This is a genomic window from Robiginitalea myxolifaciens, from assembly GCF_900115205.1.
Lineage (GTDB): Bacteria > Bacteroidota > Bacteroidia > Flavobacteriales > Flavobacteriaceae > Robiginitalea > Robiginitalea myxolifaciens.
Window position 1 is genome coordinate 1124706 of record NZ_FOYQ01000001.1, and the last position, 21286, is coordinate 1145991.

Genomic DNA, 21286 nt, shown 5'->3' on the forward strand with positions numbered 1-21286 from the left:
CTGAAACGCACCTAGAAACACTGCGATGATCAAAAAAATTACATTCCTGTTATCGGCCCTGACGTTGGTCTTTACCTCTTGCAAGGAGGCTCCAAAAAATGAAGCAGACCAAGCAGCAGCCGAAATGAGCGGTCCGGAGGTAAAACTCTACGCCCTTGATGGGGGAACCGTTCAGGTAAATAACCTTGAGTTTTTTGCCCAGGACAGCGTTTACCGCGGGCAAACGGCTACATTCGCCGATGCCTATTACGTCATTGTCCACCCGGAAGGCACCCTGATGTGGGATGCCGGATTAGCCGAAGCTTTAGTCGGTCTTCCCGAGCCTTACACTTCCCCGGATGGCGCCTTTACCGTAAGCCGGCCCGATTCTATGGTAAACCAGCTAAAGTCAATCGGGATGAGCCCGGAGGATATCGATTTTCTGTCACTCTCCCACACCCATTTTGATCACAGCGGCCATGCAGAAGCCCTGCCGCAAGCGACCTGGCTGGTTCAAACGGCAGAGTTCGACTTCATTCGCAACCCGGAAATGGAGACGACACAACCCGACATGTACAATGCCGTAAATGACATTGAAAAAGTGCAAAAGCTAAACGGGGACTACGATGTTTTCGGAGATGGCTCTGTAGTCATTAAATCGATGCCCGGCCACACCCCGGGGCATTCAGTTCTTTACCTGAACCTTCAGGACCACGGACCCGTTTTACTAAGTGGTGACCTGTATCATTTACAGGCCAACCGGGACAACAAACGCATTCCAAAATTTAATACCGATGTGGAGCAGACGTTGGCGAGTATGGCAGCCTTCGAGGCTTTTGCCGATTCAACCGGCGCTACCGTATACCTGCAACACAGTAAAGACGATTTCAACAAACTGCCCCAGGCACCTGATTTCTTAAAATAAGTACAGATGTTAAAGATTAAAAACCTGCATGCAGGCGTAGAGAGCAAGAAAATCCTCAAGGGGATCAACCTCGAAGTAAAACCCGGAGAGGTACATGCCATCATGGGACCCAATGGTTCCGGAAAAAGTACACTGGCCTCTGTAATCGCCGGTAAAGAAGATTTTGAAGTGACTCGCGGCAGCATCGTCTTCGAGGGGGAGGAACTGGACGAGTTAGCCCCTGAGGAGCGCGCTCACAAAGGGATCTTCCTGTCTTTCCAGTACCCAGTCGAGATTCCCGGGGTATCCGTGACCAATTTCATGAAGACTTCTATCAATGAGACACGGAAGGCTCAGGGTCAGAAAGAAATGCCCGCGAACCAGATGCTCAAACTGATCCGCGAAAAATCACAGCTTTTGGAGATCGATCGCAAATTCCTTTCCCGCTCATTGAACGAAGGTTTTTCAGGGGGAGAGAAAAAGCGGAATGAAATCTTCCAAATGGCCATGCTGGAGCCCAAACTCGCCATTCTGGACGAAACAGATTCCGGGCTGGACATCGATGCACTGCGTGTGGTAGCCAATGGTGTCAATAAGCTCCGCAGCGAATCCAACGCTTTCGTGGTCATTACCCACTACCAGCGTCTTTTGGATTATATCGTACCGGATTTTGTCCATGTAATTCACGATGGTAAGATCGTTAAGTCCGGCACCAAAGAACTCGCTCTCGAACTGGAAGAGAAAGGATACGACTGGATCAAGCAAGAAGCAGTACTGTAGAGACTATGGACCTGAAAGAAAAATTGCTCGCCTCCTTTATGGCGTTTGAAAATCAGCTCGACCTGGAACACCCGGTGCACGACATCCGTTCCGAGGCCATCAAGAATTTTGAGCAACTCGGCTTCCCGCACCGCAAACTCGAGGCCTGGAAGTATACCTCTCTGGCCAGTTTGCAAAAGACGGACTTTACCCTCTTTCCAAAAGAAGACAATAGTCTGGAATACCGGGAGGTGAAGCCATACTTCCTGCACGAAATAGACACCTATAAAATCGTCTTTATCGATGGGATATACAGCTCATACCTTTCGGAAACCACGCACGACGGGGTGGATATCTGCCTGATGAGCGCAGCGCTGACCAAGCCCATGTACAAGCCAATAATCGATGTTTATTTCAACAAGATTGCCAAGGCCGAGGATTCCCTCACCAGCCTGAACACGGCCTTTACCCGGGAAGGTGCCTATATCTATATCCCCAAGAACAAAGCGCCCCGCAAACCTGTGGAAATCCTCCACCTGTCTACGGGAAGCGAAGCTGCGTTAATGCTGCAACCCCGAAACCTGATCATTGCCGAAGACAATGCGGAGTTGCAGGTTATCGAAAGACATCAGAGCCTTTCTTCGAATGCGGTCCTGACCAATGCAGTTACTGAGATTTTTGCAGGCAAAAACGCACAGGTAGATTACTATAAGGTGCAGAACGATCGCGAAGGGGCATCCCTGATAGACAATACCTATATTGATCAAAAAGATAGCAGCCAGGTTAGCGTTCATACCTTCTCTTTCGGGGGGAAACTCACGCGGAACAACCTGAATTTCTTCCAGGATGGTTCTGGAATCAATTCGGTACTGAAAGGGGTAACCATACTCGGTGAAAAACAACATGTGGATCACCACACCCTGGTTCACCACCAGCAACCGCATTGCGAGAGCCACCAGGACTATAAGGGGATTTTTGGACAACAATCCACCGGGGTTTTCAACGGGAAAATCATCGTGGATAAGATTGCGCAGAAAACCAATGCCTTCCAACAGAACAACAATTTGTTGATCAGCGACAAGGCCAATGTAAATACCAAGCCGCAACTGGAAATCTTCGCAGATGATGTGCGCTGTTCGCACGGTTGTACAATTGGTCAGCTCGACCAGGAAGCTTTGTTTTACCTGCGCAGTCGCGGGATCCCTCAGAAGGAAGCCTCAGCCCTGATGATGTACGCCTTTGCCAACAACGTGTTGGAGAGTGTTCGCATCCCGGAACTCAAGGCCCGAATCAACAAATTGATCGCCAAAAAATTAGGAGTAAACGTTGGATTCGCCCTGTAGTCAATGAAGGAAGTGTTGCTGGATATTGAACAAATCCGCAAGGATTTTCCGATTCTACATCGCAAGGTAAACGGGCAACCCCTGGTATACCTGGATAACGCTGCGACTTCTCAAACCCCGCAGCAGGTTATCGATGCGATAACCGATTATTATTCCCGGTATAATGCCAACATACACCGCGGGGTCCATAGTCTGTCCCAGGAAGCGACCGACGCCTATGAACAGGCCCGGCGAAAAATACAGGGGCATTTCAATGCAGCCCATCCTGAAGAAATCATATTTACTTCGGGTACTACCCATGCCATAAACCTGGTAGCCCAGGGATTTACTACATTTTTAAGTCCTGGGGATGAAATCTGGGTTTCTGCCCTGGAACACCATTCCAATATTGTCCCCTGGCAAATGCTTTGCGAACGCAGCGGGGCCAAACTTCGGGTGATTCCTATGAATGAAAATGGGGAACTGGAATTGGACGTTTTCAAAAGCAATGTTGGTCCACAAACCAAACTGGTTTTTGTCAACCACGTCTCCAATGCCCTGGGCACGATAAACCCTATCGAAGCCATTATTGAAACTGCTCACGCTGTTGGCGCTGCTGTACTCGTAGACGGGGCTCAGGCTGCGCCTCATATCGTAGCGGACTTTCAGGCTCTGGATGTAGATTTTTATACCGTTTCCGCCCATAAAATGTGTGGTCCTACAGGGGTCGGCGTGCTTTATGGAAAAAAGGACTGGTTAGAAAAATTACCACCTTACCAGGGAGGGGGAGAAATGATCGCTACGGTGAGCTTCGAAGAAACCACCTATGCCGGGCTTCCCCATAAATTTGAAGCAGGTACGCCAAATATATGTGGTGGGATAGCCTTTGGGGCAGCGCTGGATTACCTGCATGGTATTGGCATGCAGGCTATTCAGGAATACGAGGAGGAATTGCTGCAATACGCCACGGAGAAGTTGCTGGCGATTCCAGGTTTGAAGATTTATGGAGAGGCGCCGGAAAAGACTTCGGTAATTTCATTTAATCTGGAAGGTATCCATCCTTATGATGTAGGAACCCTGCTGGACCAAATGGGCATTGCCGTTCGCACAGGTCACCACTGCGCACAGCCTATTATGGACTTCTACAAAATTCCGGGTACTGTACGTGCGAGTTTTTGCTTTTACAACACCCAGGAGGAAGTAGACCGCCTGACAGCCGGTATCGACAAGGCACGACAAATGCTGAGTTAGGCTGGAGAGCTATTTTTATCCCACTCGATCTTATCGTATTTTTGCGCTAATGGAAAACAGAGGAATTCAGGAAATTCAGGAGGAAATTGTAGACGAGTTTGCACTCTTCGATGATTGGATGCAGCGTTACGAATACATGATCGAATTGGGTAAATCCCTGCCGCAGATCGCCCCGGAATTTAAAACGGATGACCACCTGATCAAAGGGTGTCAGAGTAAGGTTTGGGTTCATGCCCATCTCGACGAGGATAAACTGGTCTTTACTGCCGATAGTGAAGCCATTATTACCAAAGGGATAATCGCTATCCTGATCCGGGCCTTCAGCAACCACAAACCTTCCGAAATCCTGGAAGCAGAAACAGACTTTATCGACGAGATAGGCCTAAAAGAACACCTCTCACCAACCCGTGCCAATGGACTGGTCAGTATGATCAAACAGCTTAAATTGTACGCAGTTGCCTACCAGGCTCAGGCCGAATCAGGGGCGTAAAAAGATCCCAAATCCTTAGAAACGTACAGATAGTATGGAAGCAAATATTGAAATAGACACCCAGGAACTCGGCGAAAAAATCGTTCGTGTCCTGAAAACCATATACGATCCCGAGATCCCTGTAGATATCTACGAATTGGGGCTGATCTATGACGTCCTTGTCAATGAAGACCGGGAAGTCAAGATTTTAATGACCCTGACCTCCCCGAATTGTCCGGTAGCCGAAAGTCTTCCGCTCGAAGTAGAGGAAAAAGTCAAATCCCTGGATATGGTAGCCGACGCCGAGGTCGAAATAACCTTTGATCCTCCCTGGACTCAGGAATTGATGAGTGAAGAAGCCAAACTGGAACTCGGACTGCTGTAAGTCATGTCAGAACAACCAATTGTAAATCGGGTAGCTCAAAGCGCTCTGGTAACGCTGGACCTGGAGGAAATATATCCTAAGGGACCCCGGACCGGAGTGGATATCAGCCAGTGGTTGGAAGAGGGCTTATTGCTGCGGGAAAAAAACTTCCGGGCAGCTTTGGCCGCTGAGGACTGGTCCCGATATACTGATAATTACGTCCATCTCTACTGCAGTACTGAGGCAATCATCCCCGCCTGGGCTTATTTATTGTTAGCAACTTACCTGGGTGCAGTTGCAAAAAAGGTTGTTGTTGGAACCTCTCAGCTGCTGGAAACCGTTGTTTTTCAAGAAGCCATCGCTCAGATTCCCGCAGAATCCTTTCAGGGCAAACCCGTTATAATTAAGGGATGCAGCAAGGTCCCCGTTCCCCCTACCGCCTACCTGATGGCCCTGGAAAAGATTCGTGACCAGGCGCGATCCATTCAATATGGTGAGGCATGTTCCTCCGTTCCCCTCCTTAAAAATCGTCGTGGATAACAGGAAGATTTCCTGTTAATAACGTACAGATTTATCCACATTCTGTAAATTTGATGTTCATAACACTAACACTTACGACTATGAAAAGACTACTTATGGCTTGTCTGCTTATGGCAAGCGTCAGCTTTACCTATGCCCAGAGCGAGGAAGAACTGAAAGCAGCCCTGGCTGAGAAAAAAGATTCCATTTCCGCCATTCAGGGACGTGCCGATGCCATCCAGGCCCAAATCGATGCCCTTCCGGGCTGGAAAATTGGTGCTTTTGGAGTGATCGGAGGGAGCATTTCCAATTTCAACAATTGGTATGCACAGGGAATTCCGAATAACTCCTCAGGAAATATCGGGTTTACGGTAAACGCCTTTGCCAATCTGCAACAGGAAAAATTCTTTTGGAGAAATTCTGGGAATGTCAACCTGAGCTGGGTTAAACTAGACGATCAGGACGACCCCACCGACGAGGATGGTTTCCGGGAAGCGGTTGATGTTTTCAATATTAGTTCCCTTTACGGACGAAAACTGAGCGAAAAGTTTGCGATTTCTGCCCTCGGGGAATACCGAACCACCCTTTTGAATAATTTCAACAATCCTGGCTACCTGGATTTAGGGGTCGGGGGTACCTGGACGCCTGTGGAGAATCTCGTGGTGGTTATTCATCCGTTGAACTACAACTTTGTCTTTGCCGATGATGGGGATATTTTCCAATCTTCCCTGGGTGCAAAGATCGTAGCAGACTATACCCGACAAATCGGGGCCATTGCTTTCAAATCTAACCTGTCGGCATTCTCCAGCTACGAAAGTAGTGATCTGAGCAACTGGACCTGGATCAACTCCTTCAGCTATACGCTTTGGAAAATGATCGGGGTAGGATTTGACTTCGGGTTGCGCAGCAACAAACAAGAAGCGCTTAATTATGCGATCAATACCCTGGAAATTACTGACGCCACCTTCGAAAATGTCGATAATGACCTGCAAACTTACTGGACCCTTGGGTTGAGCTATAAGTTCTAAACTCCGTCGGAGCTCAAATAAATACAATAAAAAAAGCCCTGACGTTTGTCAGGGCTTTTTGTTGGGGCTTGTCATCACATCTGGTTACTTGGTTTGGAATAACCGGGTGAAGTTGGTAAATAAACACTATCACTTAAACACAAGGTAAAGATAGGGGATGAGGCTTAGAACTCCTGAAAATTTGTTGTCAATTTTGCGATAGTTGTGGTTCTTCCGACCAAGCGAAGTATTTTATCGATGAATGCCCGGCAGTGCGAAGACAAAAGGGTACTAGCTCCCCCCACTATAGGCATCCAGATTCTCCGGATACAGGAAATTGTTATAGGGAAAGCGGGTTACGTGGATTTCCCGAACTTCCTGGTAAAGCCGCCTGCGGAACTCCTCCAGATTTTCCTTCTCCAGGGCGGAAATGAACATGGCTTTTCCTCCCATCCGGCGCATCCAGGTCTTCTCCCATTCGGCCAGGGAATAGTGTCGTGAAGTGCGTTCGGTGATGAGATCGTCGTCCTCAATTTCCTCGGGTTTGTATTTATCGATCTTGTTGAAAACCATCATTACCTTCTTATCGGCACTTTCTATCTCGTCCAGGATTTGATTTACTGAATCGATATGATCCTCAAAGCTTTCGTGGCTAATGTCGACAACGTGTAAAAGTAAGTCCGCCTCCCGAACCTCATCGAGGGTACTCTTAAAGCTTTCGACGAGTTGTGTGGGTAGTTTTCGGATAAACCCAACCGTATCGGAGAGGAGAAAAGGTAAGTTCCCAAGGACTACTTTCCGTACGGTGGTGTCCAGGGTGGCAAATAATTTGTCCTCGGCAAAAACTTCACTTTTACTCAGCACGTTCATCAGGGTAGATTTACCGACATTGGTATAGCCCACCAGGGCAACCCGAACCAGGGAACCCCGATTCCCGCGCTGCGTTTCCATTTGCTTGTCGATCTTAACCAGCTTTTTCTTGAGCAAGGATATCCGATCACGAACAATCCGGCGGTCGGTTTCGATCTCCGTTTCCCCGGGACCTCGCATTCCAATTCCCCCACGTTGCCGCTCCAGGTGTGTCCAAAGTCCGGTCAGGCGTGGCAATAAATATTCGTACTGGGCTAGTTCTACCTGGGTGCGGGCATAATGGGTAGTTGCCCGCTGGGCAAAAATGTCGAGGATCAGGCCGGTACGGTCAATAATTTTACAGCGCAATTGTTTTTCGATGTTGCGCTGCTGCACCGGGCTGAGTTCGTCGTCGAAAATAACGGAACCAATCTCATTGGCTTTGACATACTGCTGAACTTCCTCCAGTTTTCCGCTGCCGATAAAGGTTTTGGGGTTAGGCGTTTCAATGCGTTGCACAAAGCGCTTACTAACCTCCCCTCCGGCAGTATAGGTAAGAAATTCTAATTCGTCCAGGTACTCATTTACCTTTTCCTCGGGCTGTTCCCGGGTAATGATACCGATTAAAACGGCCGATTCGTAAGTCCTGGTTTTCTGTTCCAGCATAATTCTAAAGAAAGTATCGAATTTACAGGATTTAGCTAACTTTCGCGTATCCTATTCGCGGAAAACGATGTGCATGAGGCCAGGAGAAGCCCGGTACTGCCAGGCGAAAACACACTGTAAGTATGAAGTATACCATTGGGTTTTATAATTTGGAGAATCTGTTCGACACCCAGGATCATCCGGAATTACTCGACGACGACTTTACCCCGGATGGCTTTAAAAACTGGACCGAGGAGCGCTATCAAAACAAACTCTTTAAACTCGGACGAGCCATAGCCCACCTCGGAGAAGGAAGTGCTACAGATCTTCCCGTTTTGCTCGGAATGGCCGAGGTAGAAAACGAAACGGTTATTGCGGATTTGCTTAAATCCAAACCCCTGCAGGGCAAGGCCATTGATTACATCCATTTTGATTCCCCTGATGAGCGGGGAATAGATACCGCCCTATGTTATCATCCCGAATACTTTTCCCCGGATTCCCAGGAGGCCCTACCCGTACTGATTTACGAAGAGGACGGGCGCAGGGATTATACCCGCGATATCCTGTATGTCAGTGGCCACATGAATGGAGAGCGGGTTCACGTTTTTGTAAACCACTGGCCGTCCCGCCGGGATGGCGACGTCGCTACGGCCCCAAAGCGATTGCAAGCAGCACAAACCCTGCAGGGCTTTATCGAGGGGCTGCGGCAGGAAGAGGAACATCCGAATTGCATTCTGATGGGTGATTTTAATGATGACCCGTTTTCGGATAGCATCGTTTATCTGCAGCAAGCCTTAAACTTGCATAACCCGATGCGCCGGCTGCTGAGCCCGGAACAAGGCTCAGCCAAATACAAGGATCAATGGATGCTTTTTGATCAGATACTTCTTTCCCACACCTTCCTGAATAGTGAATCCGGCACCCATCGCTTTGACGGAGCTGATATCATGAATCCCGAATTCCTTCAGGAATGGAAGGAACCTTTTAAGGGGAAGCCTTTCCGGACCTATGCCGGTCGAAACTACCTAGGCGGCTACTCCGATCATTTCCCCGTTCGGGTAACCCTGAAATATATTCGATAAAAAAGCGACTCAGGCTGCAGGAGGCTTGAGCAATCGCTTCCTACCCATGTAATAGACAACGGCCACCACAAGCGTCAGGTAGAACAGCAGAAGCCAGAATGGACTCATCGTTCCTGTGAACTCAGGTAATAAGTGTAGGTAATTAAAAGCCATATTCGCGCTGGAATGTACCAGAATTGATGTGAAAACACTCTCAGTATAATAATAAACCCAACTAATAAATAGTGAGGCAAGTACAACCCAACCTAAAAACACCAAAAAATCCATATCCAATGGAACACCAGTTCCTATGAGATAGGCAGGAAAATGCCAAAGACCCCAAATGAGACCAACCAGAACACCCGAGTGAAAAACACTGAATTTCTTGAATAATCGGGGTAGCAGGTATCCTCTCCATCCGTATTCCTCCCCGATAGATATTAAACCGATTATTACAATCTGGGGAAGTAGTTGCGTAGTCCTTAAACTAAATTCGGATACCTCAAATTTCAGATCGGTGAGTATTGCCAGCGAGGCAAGTAGCGGAATCCCCAGGAGTGAAACCAGCCCCCATCTTAGAGGAAACTTCTTAAAAGTTTGTTTGATGAATAATTCCTGAAGTCCTGTCCGCCCCTTATAGCGTACTGAAAGGACCAGCCCGGTCAAGGTTGGGGTAAACACCGACATGATGGTAATGCTGGGGTTTTCCGCTTTCCATGCTATAAAGCAAATAAGCGAGGAAAGCGCGATCGTAACCGCCGAGAAGGTCAGGATTTCTTTGGTAGCAGAATAACGATACATATCGGGTACTTTATACCCTTTAATGACGATTCAGCCAAATCTTTGTTACCGCTGCGCCTTAAATGCCGTCAGGTGTTCCGGCTTATTGTTCGAGGAATTGTTTATAGGGCTGCTTTAACCGTTCCGAGATAAAAAGCACTTCATGGGGTTTGTTTCTCACTGCTGTCCCGGCATCGAGGAAGAAAGTGGCATCCGCTACCTTATGTGTGGGTTCCCCGTATAATTCCTTAAATCCGTCCAAGAAAAATTTCTCTTCTTCCGCCTCAGTCAAAATCCATACGATGTCCAGCTGATCATCTGCGAAGATCAGTTCTGCTTTCCTTTTTTTGCCGGCATATTCAAATCCATAACAATCGAGTTGTGATTGCTCTTTTTTGGCGGTTGGCAGCTGTATGGGCTCATTTGATCGGATTATTATAGAGTCGCATTGAGATTCAAGATTTCGTCTGATTTCATCCATGGAATTACCAAATACGAGTACCTCAGGTTTTGATATCTCAACCGATGGCAAGGAAAGTAAAATGAACAGGATTAATGGAGTTACAGATTTAATTAAACTCATAGTCTATATCTAGATTGTTTGCAGTAATTATTAAGATTACTATAAACAAATAAGGACTAAGGAGAATGGAAACTGTTACACCAGAAATATTAAGAAACCCGGGTTACCTGGTTTTCGTCTAGGAGGTCATCGCCGCGTAACCTCAGGAATACCTGGGCAGTGGTCAGGACATCCAACTCGCAGTACTTCTGGATTCGCTCAATATCCCCATCTTCATAATATACCGATCGGATTTGACTTCCATCCAGGTCCTCTTTGGGGGATGGAATCCCCAACACATGGGCCATGAGCCGCAGCGAAGTGTAGTGCCGGAACTCCCCGAATTTCCACAACTCCATAGTATCCAAATGAGGGATTTCCCAGGGCTTTTTACCAAAAAGATTCAATTTTGCAGGCAGGCGCAGGCCATGGATCAGCATTCGACGGGCCAGGTAGGGGAAGTCGAATTCTTTCCCGTTGTGAGCGCAAAGCAAATGCCGGGGACGACCAAAATGATCCTCCAGAAGTTCACTGAATTGAATTAACAGTGATTTCTCTTCTCCGGTAAAACTGCGAAGCCTGAACTGACGTTGGGATCCAGACAGATTAAAAAAGCCAACTGATATGCAAATGATCTTCCCGAATTCGGCCAAAATTCCTGCGCGTTCGTAGTACTCTTCAGCGGAAATATCATCCTTGCGCTGGAAGCGGGTTTTTAATGCATACAACTCCCTGGCCTCCTCGGAAAGCTCATCAAATGTTTGCGCTTGGGGGACGGTTTCTGTATCCAGAAAAAGGATGGAATCCAGCGGTATTTTCTGTAGCATGGGGTAAAAATAAGGGCATTATATGAAAAATAGCTGCAACCGACCGCCGAGTCGGTTTTGGGCCCTAATTAAACCGTTCATCGATTGGCAATTTTCAGATTCCCGGTCTGGAAAACCGATTAAGTGCAACTTTTGCGAGCAGTTCAAAGATTTTTTCAGGACTTACCGACTATCTGGTCGGTCATTAATCGAAGAGTGCAACTTGTCGATGCGGACTTTCATGGTTCAAGAGCCATTTCTTTCGATGAAGTCCTCCGGCATACCCTACCAAAGAGCCGTCAGAGCCGATGATTCGATGGCAGGGAATGGCAATCCATATCGGGTTTTTTCCGTTGGCTGCGGCAACAGCCCGAATGGCCTTGGGATCTCCCAGATCTTTAGACAATTCCAGGTAACTCATGCTTTTCCCAAAAGGAATCTTCTGAAGTCGCTCCCATACACTTTGTTGAAAGGTCGTACCCTGGGGCTGCATGGGAAAGGTAAACTCCTGAAGGCTACCCTCAAAATATCGGTTCAATTCCGCTGCTGCACGCAATAGTAATTCCTTGTTTAAAGGGGAGGGGTCGGTTTCGTAAGTATCCGGAATAGCATCTACGAGCTTAATGCTCGTAATGGCCGTTTGGTTCCCCTGAATACATGCCATGCCCAAAGGAGTCCGGACATACAGGGTGTTGGCTATCAGGGTTGCATTCTCTTGCTCTTGCGTATTCATTCTATGATCCCGGAACGTTTGGCGCGGTCTTCCCATTTCTTTCGGGCCAGCAACTGTAAATCCTCAACGTGATCGCTCTCGTCCATAATCTCGAGGCCCAATAAGGTTTCAATCACATCTTCCATGGATACTAGTCCGCTAACCGAGCCATATTCGTCTACTACCAGGGCAATATGTTCCCGCTTTCGGATCAGGGTGTCAAAAAGCTGTGGGATGGGCGTATCGCGGCGGGTAACCAGCATATCGCGCCTAATTTCAGAAAGGGGTTGTTCCCCATTCTCATCGATGAGTTCTTCCAGGACGTTATCCTTAAGCACATACCCGGTAATGGCATCTTCCCGTTCCGAAAATATGGGAATACGGGAAAAGCGAAGCTTGGGGTTTTCCGTAAAGAACTCGGAGATGGTCTGGGACGCCGGGGCTATTTTCATGACCGCGCGTGGCGTCATCACATCCTTAACTAGAATTTCATCGAATTGCAGCAAGTTGCGGATAACCTTGGATTCGGATTCCTCAAAAACACCTTCCTCCTCGGCAACTTCCGCCATAGCGCTAAAATCCTCCCGGCTTAAAACACTTTCATGCGAACTTTTCCCTACCAGGCGGGTGAACAACTGCAAGAGCCATAATAAACCCGTTACGCGCAATACCCATACCATGGCATTGAGTATCCGGGCCGAGATATTGGCCAGTTGTTTCCAGTTATTCGCCCCAATGGTTTTCGGAATTATCTCAGAAGCTACCAGAATCAGGATGGTCATTATGGTGGAAACCACTCCGACCATGAGATCTTCTGTAAATTCCAAGCCCAGGATGGTCCGGGTTTGCTGCCCGTAAAGCTCCGCATAGGCTGCTTTGGCCTGAACACCAACCAGGATGGCTCCCACGGTGTGCGCCACAGTATTGAGCGTCAGGATAGCGATGAGGGGCTTGTCTACATCTTTCTTAAGCTTCTCCAGAATAAGCGCATACTCCTTGCCTTCTTTCTTTCGGACATTGATAAAAGTCGGGGTGACCGAAAGCAAAACTGCTTCGAGGATGGAACAGAGAAAGGAAAAGAAAATTGAAATGAGTGCGTAGAAGATCAGTAATCCCATGAAACCGTATTCTGCCTCCTAAGATACAATAAATGCAGGGTAATGTTAAGGAGGATTATTGCGCAGCTAACAATGCTTCATAGAACCATTGATGCAACTGGGTACGCACCTTGAGTTCGTAGAGCTGCCGGTGGCTGCGATCGGGATATACCCGGTTAGAGAGGAAGATAAATACCAATTGGTTTTCTGGATCGGCCCAGACGAAAGTACCTGTAAAACCACCATGTCCGAAACTTTTGGCACTGGCAAGTGGAGCCGGATAAGCCGTATTTAATGATTGGGAAGCATTTTCCAATAAAGGCTTATCAAATCCCACTCCCCGGCGATTCTCATTCTCCGGATACTGTACCCGGGCATATTCTTCTACCAGGTTGGCATCGAAGATTTGCTTTCCATTGTAGCGGCCATAATTCGCAAAGCACTGCATAATTACTGCCAAATCATCGGCCGTACTGAACAGGCCGGCATTCGCAGAAACACCTCCCAGAAGCGACGCATTCTCATCATGTACCCATCCACGGGTAAGTGTATTGCGGTAAAGGGTGTCTTGTTCGGTGGGAACAATTCGAGCCCCCGGCTGGCGTAGTTCTGGTAGGAATGAGGTATGGCTTAAGCCCAGTGGCCCATAAACATTTTCAAAAAGGTAGGTGTCAAAATTCAGACCTGTCTGTTGCCTCACTATTTCGGGTATCAGGAGGAAGGCCAGACCGGAGTAGCGGTACGTTTTATCACTGGAAACGGCCGATTTGTTGATCCCGCGGTACATTTTTTTGGGAAAACGCCGGTTTATGAACCGATCTTCATAGGCCTGTAAGGAGAATCGGGTAGATGCGCTGGTTCTGACGAACTTTCTTTTGAGCCCTGGTTTGCGCTTGTGCCTAACATCGCTAAGGAACACGATATAGGGTTTCAATCCCGCCTGATGGGCCAGGATCTCCCTCCAGGTGAGCTCACTTTTGTCGGAACTGCGCCGCCAGGGTTTCCAGGTTTCACTTAATGGATCATCTAGCGCAATTATACCTGCTTCCTGAAGCTTCATCACGGCAGGCAGGCCAGCGGTAATCTTAGTAACGGAAGCCAGGTCATAAAGATCGCCTTTGGCAACGGGAGATAAGCTGTCATAGGTATGAAAACCAAAGGTCTTGTGGTAGATTTTTTCGCCCTTGTAGGCGACCAGCACCTGAGCGCCAGGAAATGCCTCACGCCCTATGGCCAGGGACATTAGAGAATCTACCTTCTGGTATAAATCAAGGGAATCCAGCTTGTATTTTCCAAAACTCCCGTCAGGTAAGACTGCACTTTCAAATGAGGCAGGATTGGTCTCAGGACTCAGGTAATCGGCCTGGCCGAAGCCCTGGAATATACCTAATAGTATGACGAAAATCCGGAAAACCACCCTACCCCAGGTATTTGATGGCATCTCTGGCGAAATAGGAAGCAATCAGGTCGGCGCCTGCACGGCGAATGGCGAGTAATTGTTCCATCATTACCGCATCGTGATCCAACCAGCCCTGGGCAGCGGCAGCTTTGAGCATGGCATATTCCCCGGAAACCTGATATACGGCTACCGGAACTACTACCTCATTTCGAATTTCACGAACAATATCCAAATAACACAAGCCCGGCTTGACCATGACGATATCGGCACCTTCTTCGATATCAGCCCTTACCTCTTTGAGGGCCTCCAACCGATTGGCCGGATCCATCTGGTAAGTCTTTTTATCGGACGGGGCGGAAACATCGGCTACCGGAGCCGAATCCAACGCATCCCGGAAAGGTCCGTAAAAAGCGCTGGCATATTTGGCACTATAACTCATGATACCGGTGTTGGAAAATCCTTGTCGGTCCAGGGATTCCCGTATGGCAGCTACACGTCCATCCATCATGTCACTGGGAGCGACCATATCCGCTCCGGCACGGGCGTGGGACACACTCATTTCGCCCAATACAGCAACCGTTGCGTCATTTACTATCTCACCCCCCTGAACAATGCCATCGTGACCAAAACTGGAATAAGGATCCAGGGCCACGTCGGTCATTACCCATAATTCCGGACAGGCGTCCTTGATGGTGGCCACCGCCCGTTGCATGAGGCCATTCGGATTAACAGCCTCAGTTCCTGCATTATCCTTGAGCCTATCGGAAACCTTGACGAAGAGCAGGACCGATCGCAGCCCCATATTCCATAATTCCCTGGCTTCGGCGGCCAGATAATCCAAACTTGTCCTGTAATAGCCGGGCATCGACGGAATTTCCTCTCTGATCCCTTTGCCTTCGGTTACAAATAAGGGTACAATAAAGTTTGCCGGGGAAAGGTGGGTTTCCCGGGTCATGGAACGTATGGCCTCAGTCCTTCGTAATCTGCGATTTCGCTTTCTCAACTCCATTTCCTGATCGTATTGCGTTAAGGGATATATATTTCTCCCTTCATATATAGGGCCGCTTGCCCTCCGATGCGAACGCGGGGTCCATGATCCTCACAGCGCAACATACCTCTCCGCGCTGAACGCTGTTGGGCCAACAGGGACTTCTTGCCCAACCGCTTGGACCAATAGGGAATAAGTATGGTATGTGCAGAGCCAGTCACGGGATCTTCGTCTATCCCGGATCCGGGAGCAAAAAAACGGGAAACAAAATCTACCTCATTGCCCGGCGCAGAAACAATGATCCCGCGAACTTTATAATCCCTGAGGAGGAAATGCTTGGGATCCAGGGCGTCTATCGTGCGCTGGTCTTTATAAATCAATAGGTAATCCGTTGTCCCCATATAGCATTCAAGGGGTTCCTTACCAATAACTTCACCCAGTCCTTTGGGCATTTTTATGGGATGCGGCTCATCGGATGGAAAATCCAGTACCAGCCAATCTTCTTCACGGTCTACGGTCAGGGTTCCCCGTTCCCGACTGTAAAATACCAGGGAATAATCGTCCTGGTGTTTCGTGGTAAATAAGACATAAGCCGTGGCCAGCGTGGCATGTCCGCAAAGGGCAACTTCAACTGCCGGAGTAAACCAGCGTATTTGATAGCCTGCCTGGTAAGGAACTACAAATGCGGTTTCTGCCAGGTTGTTTTCAGCAGCAATTTGTTGCATCATTTTATCATCTAACCAGGAGTCCAGAACACATACGGCTGCCGGGTTACCGGTGAAGGGAGCCGAAGCAAAGGCATCGACCTGATAAATACTAAGCGTTTGTCCCATTAATTGATCTATTGTTTACGCATGTAAAAATAGTACATCTCCACCTTGAAACAATCAGGTAGCAAAGTCATTAGGGCTTCAGACCCAGCCCCTTGGATTTTTAAGGACCTCCAGCAATTTTTCCTCAGGGGAACCTGCTGCCGGTTGATGGTCATAGGCCCATTGCACCTTAGGGGGAAGGCTCATCAAAATACTTTCAATACGCCCCTGTGTTTTGAGACCAAATAAGGTCCCTTTATCATGAACCAAATTAAACTCTACATATCTCCCGCGGCGTATTTCCTGCCAGGTTCGCTCTGACTCACCATATGCCATATCCTTACGCCGCTGGACTATAGGCAAATAGGCCTCCAGGAATGAATCACCTATTTCAGTAACAAATTCATACCAATCGGTTTCAGAACGCGAATCATCAGGCCGCAACCTGTCGAAAAACAACCCGCCAATCCCCCGGGCTTCTCCCCTGTGGGCATTGTGAAAATAGCTATCGCATTCCGCTTTAAACTTTGGGTACAGTTCACTGCCATGCCGGTCACAGGCCGCCTTACAAATCTGGTGGAAATGCTCGGCGTCCTCCTCAAAAAGATAATATGGGGTTAAGTCCTGCCCTCCCCCGAACCATTGTTGCGCGATGTTCCCTGCCGCATCGTACATTTCAAAATAACGCCAGTTGGCATGCACCGTTGGAACCATAGGATTTACAGGGTGTATTACCAGACTAATCCCACAGGCATAAAAATCGGCCTGGTTTACCCCAAAGTAATTGCGCATACTTTCAGGAAGTGCTCCGTGCACAGCGGAAACATTCACGCCGCCTTTTTCAAAAACGGCCCCAGATTCCAAAACCCGGGTTCTGCCACCTCCACCGCCGGGTCGCTCCCACAAATCTTCCCGGAAAGCCGCTTTACCGTCCTCAGCTTCTAAAGCCGTGGTAATACGGTCCTGAAGGTCGCAGATATAGTCGTAGAAACGTTGTTTTATGGATGTTTCCGTTCCCATTATTCCGAATATTCCTGAACCGCCCGGATAAAGGCCTCTGCATGGGCAACCGGTACATTGGGCAAAATCCCGTGACCCAGGTTGGCGATGTAGCGATCCTTACCAAAACCGCGGATCATTTCATGTACTTTTTCGCGAATCACTGCCGGAGGTGAAAGTAAGCGTGCCGGATCGAAATTTCCTTGCAGGGTAATTAGTCCTCCGGAAAGCTCCCGTGCCTTCTGTGGGTTAAGCGTCCAATCTACCCCAAGGGCAGATGCGCCGCTGCCAGCCATTGTATCGAGTGCAAACCAGCATCCCTTACCAAAAACGATTACCGGAGCTTCCTCTTTCAGGGCAGTGACGATCTCCTGCAGGTATTTCCAGGAAAACTCCTGATAATCTTCCGGACTGAGCATGCCACCCCAGGAATCGAATAGCTGTACGGTGTGTACCCCGGCAGCCACTTTCGCCTTCAGATAAGCAATGGTTGTTTTTGTTATCCGGGATAATAGCTCGTGGGCGACTTCCGGCTGGGAAAAACACAGGGCCTTAGCCTGATCAAAGCTCTTGCTCCCCTGCCCCTGTACACAATAACAAAATATCGTCCAGGGCGATCCGGCAAATCCGATAAGGGGTACTTCGCCTTCCAATTTTTCCAGGGTCATGTCTATGGCATCCATCACATAGCCCAGGCTTTCGTGTACATCTGGGACTATCACGCGATCCAGGTCTCCTGCATTTTTGATCGGATCGGGGAGCCAGGGGCCTACCCCCTGTTTCATCTGCACTTCAATATTCATGGCTTGTGGCACCACCAGGATATCGCTGAAGAGGATTGCCGCATCCATCCCAAACCGGCGAATGGGTTGCACGGTAATCTCCGAGGCCAACTCAGGGGTTTGGCATCGGGTAAAGAAGTCGTACTTCGCTTTGATCTCCATGAACTCTGGCAAATAGCGCCCGGCCTGACGCATCATCCAGACCGGTGGTCGTTCTACCGATTCGCCTGCCAAAGCACGCAGAAATAGATCATTCTTAGGTTTACTCATGAATTTATATGTTCGTTTAACGCCTCGAGGACACTTTCCACAGTGGGTTCCCGGGCTATAATAATACGTTCGGTATATTGCTGTGCGGCCTTAGCCGTAGTAGGGCCTATGCAAATGGCAAGTAGTGCCGAATCTCCATCGGAGTCCTTAGTGTTTTGATTGCCTATTCTGCTGGAATAAAAACTTTCCACACCACTGGGGCTATAAAACAAAACAATGTCAAAATCCTGACCTAATGACCAGCGCTTGAGGTGTGTACGATAGACTACTTCCTCCTGGAATTCAATATTGTGCTCCTTGAGAATCCGGGATAATTCCCCTAGTCTTCGGTTCCCGCAATAATGAATAAAATGACGCTCGGGATATTCGCTAGCCAGAATCTGAGCAAGGTCCGCCGCCTTATCGGCAACAGCCAGAATTCTAACCGAATACTCCCCGAGTAACCCCTGGGTTTTTGATCCAACACAACAAGCCTCTATTGCATGGTCGCGAAGCAGCACATCGCACGCACGCACAGCATTCTGACTTGTAAATATTGGGGTATATCCCGCCGGGATCTTCCCTTCCGCGGGCAGCAATTCTATGGAAATAGCATCGTACTGGTGGAAATCCAAAGACGCTCCCAGCATGTTTTGCTGCTCCACATTCAATTTGCGGGTGGAAAGGACCTTCGGGTTTTCGATCATTGATCCAGGGCGTTTCGCAGGGTTTCCATTATAGCCGCTCCTCCAGCCTCTAGTGTAGTTCGGGCATATTGTTCTCCAAGGATCTTTGCATAGGCCTGCACTTGCTGCGAATATTCTTCGAGCGGACCAACCCCTGTAAGAATATCTTCGGGTATTAAGGAACGTTCCTCTATAGTGCTTACGTCGCGGCCATCTAACGAGAAAACACCTCCCGTAAAGAGTATCTCATTTTTCTTAATTCGGGCCAACGCACCGATAGGCGCAGTACATCCTCCTTCGAGGCCTCGCAAAAAATACCTTTCAATACCTACGCACAACTCGGAAGGTAAATGGTTCAAATTCCTTACCTGTTCAAATACCTGGGGGGCATCTTCCCGAACGGCAACCATTAAGGCACCTTGGGCAGGTGCCGGCAACATCCAGTCCAATACTTCGAGGTGTTCGGGTTTAATCTCGAGACGCTCCAGCCCGGCAGCAGCAAAGATGGCCCCATCCCAGGCCGAGTCTTCCAATTTTTGAAGTCTGGTTTGAACATTCCCCCTGAGATTTTCAATGCGGTCTCCGGGGTACTTCCGCAACCACTGTGCTTTCCGTCGCAGGCTCCCGGTTGCCACCACTCCATGGCGCTGGTTTCCGGGAGTATTCTTTCGCACCAAAACGTCTTCGATTGTCCCTCGCGGTAGAACGGCAGCTTGAATTATTCCCTTGGGTAAGGCAGTGGGAACGTCTTTCAGGGAATGTACCGCCAGATCTATTTGGCCGGCTAAAAGGGCCACATCCAGGGTTTTGGTAAATATCCCGGTTATTCCAAGTTCGTAAAGGGGCTTATCCAGGATAAGGTCGCCGGTAGACTTTACCGGGACCAATTCAGAAGGGTAGCCGTGCTGCTTTAATTCCTCCTGCACTTTTCGCGCTTGCCATAGGGCCAGGGCACTATCCCGGGTCCCGATTTTGAGCAGACGGCTCATGAATTGTCGCTTTCCAGTTGAAAAACTTTGCGGATCCATTCGAGGCTTTCATCCGTATCGCTGCCATCGTCTTTCAGGTGATTGGCAAACTGCCTGGTGATTTTGTGGATGATGCGGTCGGCCACTGCTTCGGCCTGCTCGTGGTGGAAATCGGAGAACTTGCGCGACTGGAAATCTATTTCCTCGTCCCGCAGGTGTTTTAGTTTTTGATTCAGGGCCTTAATGACGGGAGCAAAGCGACGACTTTCCAGCCAGGCGCCGAACTCGGCTTTTACCTCCTCGATAATGGCTTCCGCCTTAGGGATGTCCTTGCGGCGTTCCAAGATGGTCTGGTCTGTAATCTGGGACAGTTGATCCAGGTGAACCCGGGTTACTCCATCGATATCTGAAATGGCTGGATCCACGTTCATTGGGATACTCAAATCCAAAATCCAGCGCTTGCGCACCTCAGCTTGCTCGCTTTCTGCCGTCCCGCCGAATTGTTCGGGGGTCAGGGTCGGGGTTGGAGAACCGGTGGCAACGATGATGACATCGGAACGCCCCACTTCCTCCTGCAAAGCGTCTAAGGGTCGTACCAGCAGATCAAAGCGCCCACCGATAGATTCTGCATTTTGCAAGGTTCGGTTAATGAGGGTAATTCGGGAATGTCCGGTATGTTTTACGAGGTTCTCGCAGGTGTTTCGACCTATTTTTCCCAGGCCAAAAAGCAGGATTCGCTTGTTGCCAATATCCGGGACCCGCGCCATAAGGTATTGGACCGCGGCGAAAGCTACTGATGTAGCCCCACTGGATATCCGTGTTTCGTTTTTAACGCGTTTGCTCGCCTGGATCACGGCATTCAACAGCCGCTCCAAAAATGGATTGGCAATACCCGCCGCCTTGGAGGCGATAAAGGACTTCTTTAGCTGACTAATGATCTCGAAATCTCCAAGAATCTGACTATCCAAACCTGAACCGACGCGAAATAAATGCGCTATGGCTTCGGTATTCTCGTAAACATATCCAATGGATTCAAAAACCTCCTCGGTGCCGTGGCTATGGGTACACAGCAATCGAATCAAGTGCTCCGGGGAAGCTGCAAAACCATGAAGCTCCGTACGGTTGCAGGTGCTGCAAACCAGTAAGCCGTCGATTCCTTCCTCCCGGGCCTGCTCTAATAATTCATCGATAGCCGCCTGGCTCAACGCAAAGCGTCCGCGTGTCTCGGCATCGGCCTTTTCGAAGTTCAGGCCAATAGTAATGAATCGGTGATGTCTGGAAATATGATATTTCTTCATCCCTGTTTGCGCAAACGTT

Annotated in this window: 23 protein-coding genes; 9 read left to right on the forward strand and 14 right to left on the reverse strand. The window is 48.8% G+C overall.

What is annotated here, in order from left to right:
* Window positions 1-25 precede the first annotated feature (25 nt).
* The 8 genes from BM318_RS04975 to BM318_RS05010 all read left to right on the forward strand — a co-directional run bounded on the left by BM318_RS04975 (window position 26) and on the right by BM318_RS05010 (window position 6595).
* Complete coding sequence (locus BM318_RS04975; protein ID WP_092981140.1) at window positions 26-904, forward strand: N-acyl homoserine lactonase family protein; 879 nt, start codon at window positions 26-28, stop codon at window positions 902-904.
* A gap of 6 nt (window positions 905-910) precedes the next feature.
* Complete coding sequence (gene sufC, locus BM318_RS04980) at window positions 911-1663, forward strand: Fe-S cluster assembly ATPase SufC (protein WP_092981142.1); 753 nt, start codon at window positions 911-913, stop codon at window positions 1661-1663.
* A gap of 5 nt (window positions 1664-1668) precedes the next feature.
* Complete coding sequence (gene sufD, locus BM318_RS04985; RefSeq protein WP_092981144.1) at window positions 1669-2985, forward strand: Fe-S cluster assembly protein SufD; 1317 nt, start codon at window positions 1669-1671, stop codon at window positions 2983-2985.
* 3 nt (window positions 2986-2988) lie between these two features.
* Complete coding sequence (locus tag BM318_RS04990; RefSeq protein ID WP_092981146.1) at window positions 2989-4215, forward strand: aminotransferase class V-fold PLP-dependent enzyme; 1227 nt, start codon at window positions 2989-2991, stop codon at window positions 4213-4215.
* A 49-nt stretch (window positions 4216-4264) separates the two neighbouring features.
* Entirely contained in the window at window positions 4265-4705 is a 441-nt protein-coding gene (locus tag BM318_RS04995; RefSeq protein WP_092981148.1) for a SufE family protein, read from the forward strand.
* Between the two features lie 34 nt (window positions 4706-4739).
* The gene (locus tag BM318_RS05000) at window positions 4740-5069 is read left to right on the forward strand and encodes a DUF59 domain-containing protein (protein WP_092981150.1); all 330 of its coding nucleotides are present in this window, start codon (window positions 4740-4742) and stop codon (window positions 5067-5069) included.
* A 3-nt stretch (window positions 5070-5072) separates the two neighbouring features.
* Window positions 5073-5588: a DUF2480 family protein gene (locus BM318_RS05005; protein WP_092981151.1), complete on the forward strand. Its 516-nt coding sequence runs from the start codon at window positions 5073-5075 to the stop codon at window positions 5586-5588.
* An 80-nt stretch (window positions 5589-5668) separates the two neighbouring features.
* Complete coding sequence (locus tag BM318_RS05010) at window positions 5669-6595, forward strand: DUF3078 domain-containing protein (RefSeq protein ID WP_092981153.1); 927 nt, start codon at window positions 5669-5671, stop codon at window positions 6593-6595.
* A 270-nt stretch (window positions 6596-6865) separates the two neighbouring features.
* Here BM318_RS05010 and hflX read toward each other — a convergent pair whose 3' ends face one another.
* Entirely contained in the window at window positions 6866-8089 is a 1224-nt protein-coding gene (gene hflX, locus BM318_RS05015) for a GTPase HflX (RefSeq protein ID WP_092981154.1), read from the reverse strand.
* A 122-nt stretch (window positions 8090-8211) separates the two neighbouring features.
* Here hflX and BM318_RS05020 point away from each other — a divergent pair, with 122 nt between their 5' ends.
* The gene (locus BM318_RS05020) at window positions 8212-9150 is read left to right on the forward strand and encodes an endonuclease/exonuclease/phosphatase family protein (protein WP_092981155.1); all 939 of its coding nucleotides are present in this window, start codon (window positions 8212-8214) and stop codon (window positions 9148-9150) included.
* A gap of 9 nt (window positions 9151-9159) precedes the next feature.
* Here BM318_RS05020 and BM318_RS05025 read toward each other — a convergent pair whose 3' ends face one another.
* The 13 genes from BM318_RS05025 to hemA all read right to left on the reverse strand — a co-directional run bounded on the left by BM318_RS05025 (window position 9160) and on the right by hemA (window position 21267).
* Window positions 9160-9930, reverse strand: a complete 771-nt coding sequence (locus BM318_RS05025) for a CPBP family intramembrane glutamic endopeptidase (protein WP_092981156.1) — start codon at window positions 9928-9930, stop codon at window positions 9160-9162.
* An 82-nt stretch (window positions 9931-10012) separates the two neighbouring features.
* Window positions 10013-10492: a hypothetical protein gene (locus BM318_RS05030; RefSeq protein ID WP_092981158.1), complete on the reverse strand. Its 480-nt coding sequence runs from the start codon at window positions 10490-10492 to the stop codon at window positions 10013-10015.
* 89 nt (window positions 10493-10581) lie between these two features.
* Window positions 10582-11298 carry a 3'-5' exonuclease gene (locus BM318_RS05035; RefSeq protein ID WP_092981160.1) on the reverse strand — a complete coding sequence of 239 codons (717 nt, stop codon included), beginning with the start codon at window positions 11296-11298 and terminating at the stop codon, window positions 10582-10584.
* Window positions 11299-11482: 184 nt separating this feature from the next.
* Entirely contained in the window at window positions 11483-12010 is a 528-nt protein-coding gene (locus BM318_RS05040; RefSeq protein WP_092981161.1) for a methylated-DNA--[protein]-cysteine S-methyltransferase, read from the reverse strand.
* On the reverse strand, window positions 12007-13107 hold the full coding sequence (locus tag BM318_RS05045) for a CNNM domain-containing protein (protein WP_092981162.1): 1101 nt from the start codon (window positions 13105-13107) through the stop codon (window positions 12007-12009). The genes BM318_RS05040 and BM318_RS05045 overlap by 4 nt, the downstream gene beginning before the upstream one ends.
* A 55-nt stretch (window positions 13108-13162) precedes the next feature.
* Window positions 13163-14527 (reverse strand): serine hydrolase domain-containing protein, encoded by a 1365-nt coding sequence (locus BM318_RS05050; RefSeq protein WP_092981163.1) that lies wholly within the window; start codon window positions 14525-14527, stop codon window positions 13163-13165.
* Window positions 14505-15494 (reverse strand): porphobilinogen synthase, encoded by a 990-nt coding sequence (hemB, locus tag BM318_RS05055; protein WP_092981165.1) that lies wholly within the window; start codon window positions 15492-15494, stop codon window positions 14505-14507. The genes BM318_RS05050 and hemB overlap by 23 nt, the downstream gene beginning before the upstream one ends.
* Window positions 15495-15511: 17 nt before the next feature.
* Window positions 15512-16306 carry a PhzF family phenazine biosynthesis protein gene (locus tag BM318_RS05060; protein ID WP_092981167.1) on the reverse strand — a complete coding sequence of 265 codons (795 nt, stop codon included), beginning with the start codon at window positions 16304-16306 and terminating at the stop codon, window positions 15512-15514.
* Window positions 16307-16384: 78 nt separating this feature from the next.
* A complete protein-coding gene (gene hemF, locus BM318_RS05065; RefSeq protein WP_092982078.1) occupies window positions 16385-17287 on the reverse strand; it encodes an oxygen-dependent coproporphyrinogen oxidase in 903 nt (300 codons plus the stop codon).
* A 17-nt stretch (window positions 17288-17304) separates the two neighbouring features.
* A complete protein-coding gene (gene hemE / locus BM318_RS05070) occupies window positions 17305-18336 on the reverse strand; it encodes a uroporphyrinogen decarboxylase (protein ID WP_092981169.1) in 1032 nt (343 codons plus the stop codon).
* The gene (locus tag BM318_RS05075) at window positions 18333-19022 is read right to left on the reverse strand and encodes a uroporphyrinogen-III synthase (RefSeq protein ID WP_092981171.1); all 690 of its coding nucleotides are present in this window, start codon (window positions 19020-19022) and stop codon (window positions 18333-18335) included. The genes hemE and BM318_RS05075 overlap by 4 nt, the downstream gene beginning before the upstream one ends.
* Window positions 19019-19990, reverse strand: a complete 972-nt coding sequence (gene hemC, locus BM318_RS05080; RefSeq protein WP_092981172.1) for a hydroxymethylbilane synthase — start codon at window positions 19988-19990, stop codon at window positions 19019-19021. Before hemC ends, BM318_RS05075 begins: the two co-directional genes overlap by 4 nt.
* On the reverse strand, window positions 19987-21267 hold the full coding sequence (hemA, locus tag BM318_RS05085) for a glutamyl-tRNA reductase (RefSeq protein ID WP_092981175.1): 1281 nt from the start codon (window positions 21265-21267) through the stop codon (window positions 19987-19989). The genes hemC and hemA overlap by 4 nt, the downstream gene beginning before the upstream one ends.
* Window positions 21268-21286: the final 19 nt, after the last annotated feature.

Coding starts and splice junctions, on each gene's coding strand:
- BM318_RS05040 (WP_092981161.1), bottom strand. CDS start 12,010: ATGAATACGCAAGAGCAAGAGAATGCAACCCTGATAGCCAACACCCTG.
- sufD (WP_092981144.1), top strand. CDS start 1,669: ATGGACCTGAAAGAAAAATTGCTCGCCTCCTTTATGGCGTTTGAAAAT.
- BM318_RS05005 (WP_092981151.1), top strand. CDS start 5,073: ATGTCAGAACAACCAATTGTAAATCGGGTAGCTCAAAGCGCTCTGGTA.
- sufC (WP_092981142.1), top strand. CDS start 911: ATGTTAAAGATTAAAAACCTGCATGCAGGCGTAGAGAGCAAGAAAATC.
- BM318_RS04975 (WP_092981140.1), top strand. CDS start 26: ATGATCAAAAAAATTACATTCCTGTTATCGGCCCTGACGTTGGTCTTT.
- hemB (WP_092981165.1), bottom strand. CDS start 15,494: ATGGAGTTGAGAAAGCGAAATCGCAGATTACGAAGGACTGAGGCCATA.
- hflX (WP_092981154.1), bottom strand. CDS start 8,089: ATGCTGGAACAGAAAACCAGGACTTACGAATCGGCCGTTTTAATCGGT.
- hemC (WP_092981172.1), bottom strand. CDS start 19,990: ATGAGCCGTCTGCTCAAAATCGGGACCCGGGATAGTGCCCTGGCCCTA.
- BM318_RS05075 (WP_092981171.1), bottom strand. CDS start 19,022: ATGATCGAAAACCCGAAGGTCCTTTCCACCCGCAAATTGAATGTGGAG.
- BM318_RS05050 (WP_092981163.1), bottom strand. CDS start 14,527: ATGCCATCAAATACCTGGGGTAGGGTGGTTTTCCGGATTTTCGTCATA.
- hemA (WP_092981175.1), bottom strand. CDS start 21,267: ATGAAGAAATATCATATTTCCAGACATCACCGATTCATTACTATTGGC.
- BM318_RS05010 (WP_092981153.1), top strand. CDS start 5,669: ATGAAAAGACTACTTATGGCTTGTCTGCTTATGGCAAGCGTCAGCTTT.
- BM318_RS05025 (WP_092981156.1), bottom strand. CDS start 9,930: ATGTATCGTTATTCTGCTACCAAAGAAATCCTGACCTTCTCGGCGGTT.
- BM318_RS04995 (WP_092981148.1), top strand. CDS start 4,265: ATGGAAAACAGAGGAATTCAGGAAATTCAGGAGGAAATTGTAGACGAG.
- BM318_RS05060 (WP_092981167.1), bottom strand. CDS start 16,306: ATGGGACAAACGCTTAGTATTTATCAGGTCGATGCCTTTGCTTCGGCT.
- BM318_RS05020 (WP_092981155.1), top strand. CDS start 8,212: ATGAAGTATACCATTGGGTTTTATAATTTGGAGAATCTGTTCGACACC.
- BM318_RS05045 (WP_092981162.1), bottom strand. CDS start 13,107: ATGGGATTACTGATCTTCTACGCACTCATTTCAATTTTCTTTTCCTTT.
- BM318_RS05030 (WP_092981158.1), bottom strand. CDS start 10,492: ATGAGTTTAATTAAATCTGTAACTCCATTAATCCTGTTCATTTTACTT.
- BM318_RS05035 (WP_092981160.1), bottom strand. CDS start 11,298: ATGCTACAGAAAATACCGCTGGATTCCATCCTTTTTCTGGATACAGAA.
- BM318_RS05000 (WP_092981150.1), top strand. CDS start 4,740: ATGGAAGCAAATATTGAAATAGACACCCAGGAACTCGGCGAAAAAATC.
- BM318_RS04990 (WP_092981146.1), top strand. CDS start 2,989: ATGAAGGAAGTGTTGCTGGATATTGAACAAATCCGCAAGGATTTTCCG.
- hemE (WP_092981169.1), bottom strand. CDS start 18,336: ATGAGTAAACCTAAGAATGATCTATTTCTGCGTGCTTTGGCAGGCGAA.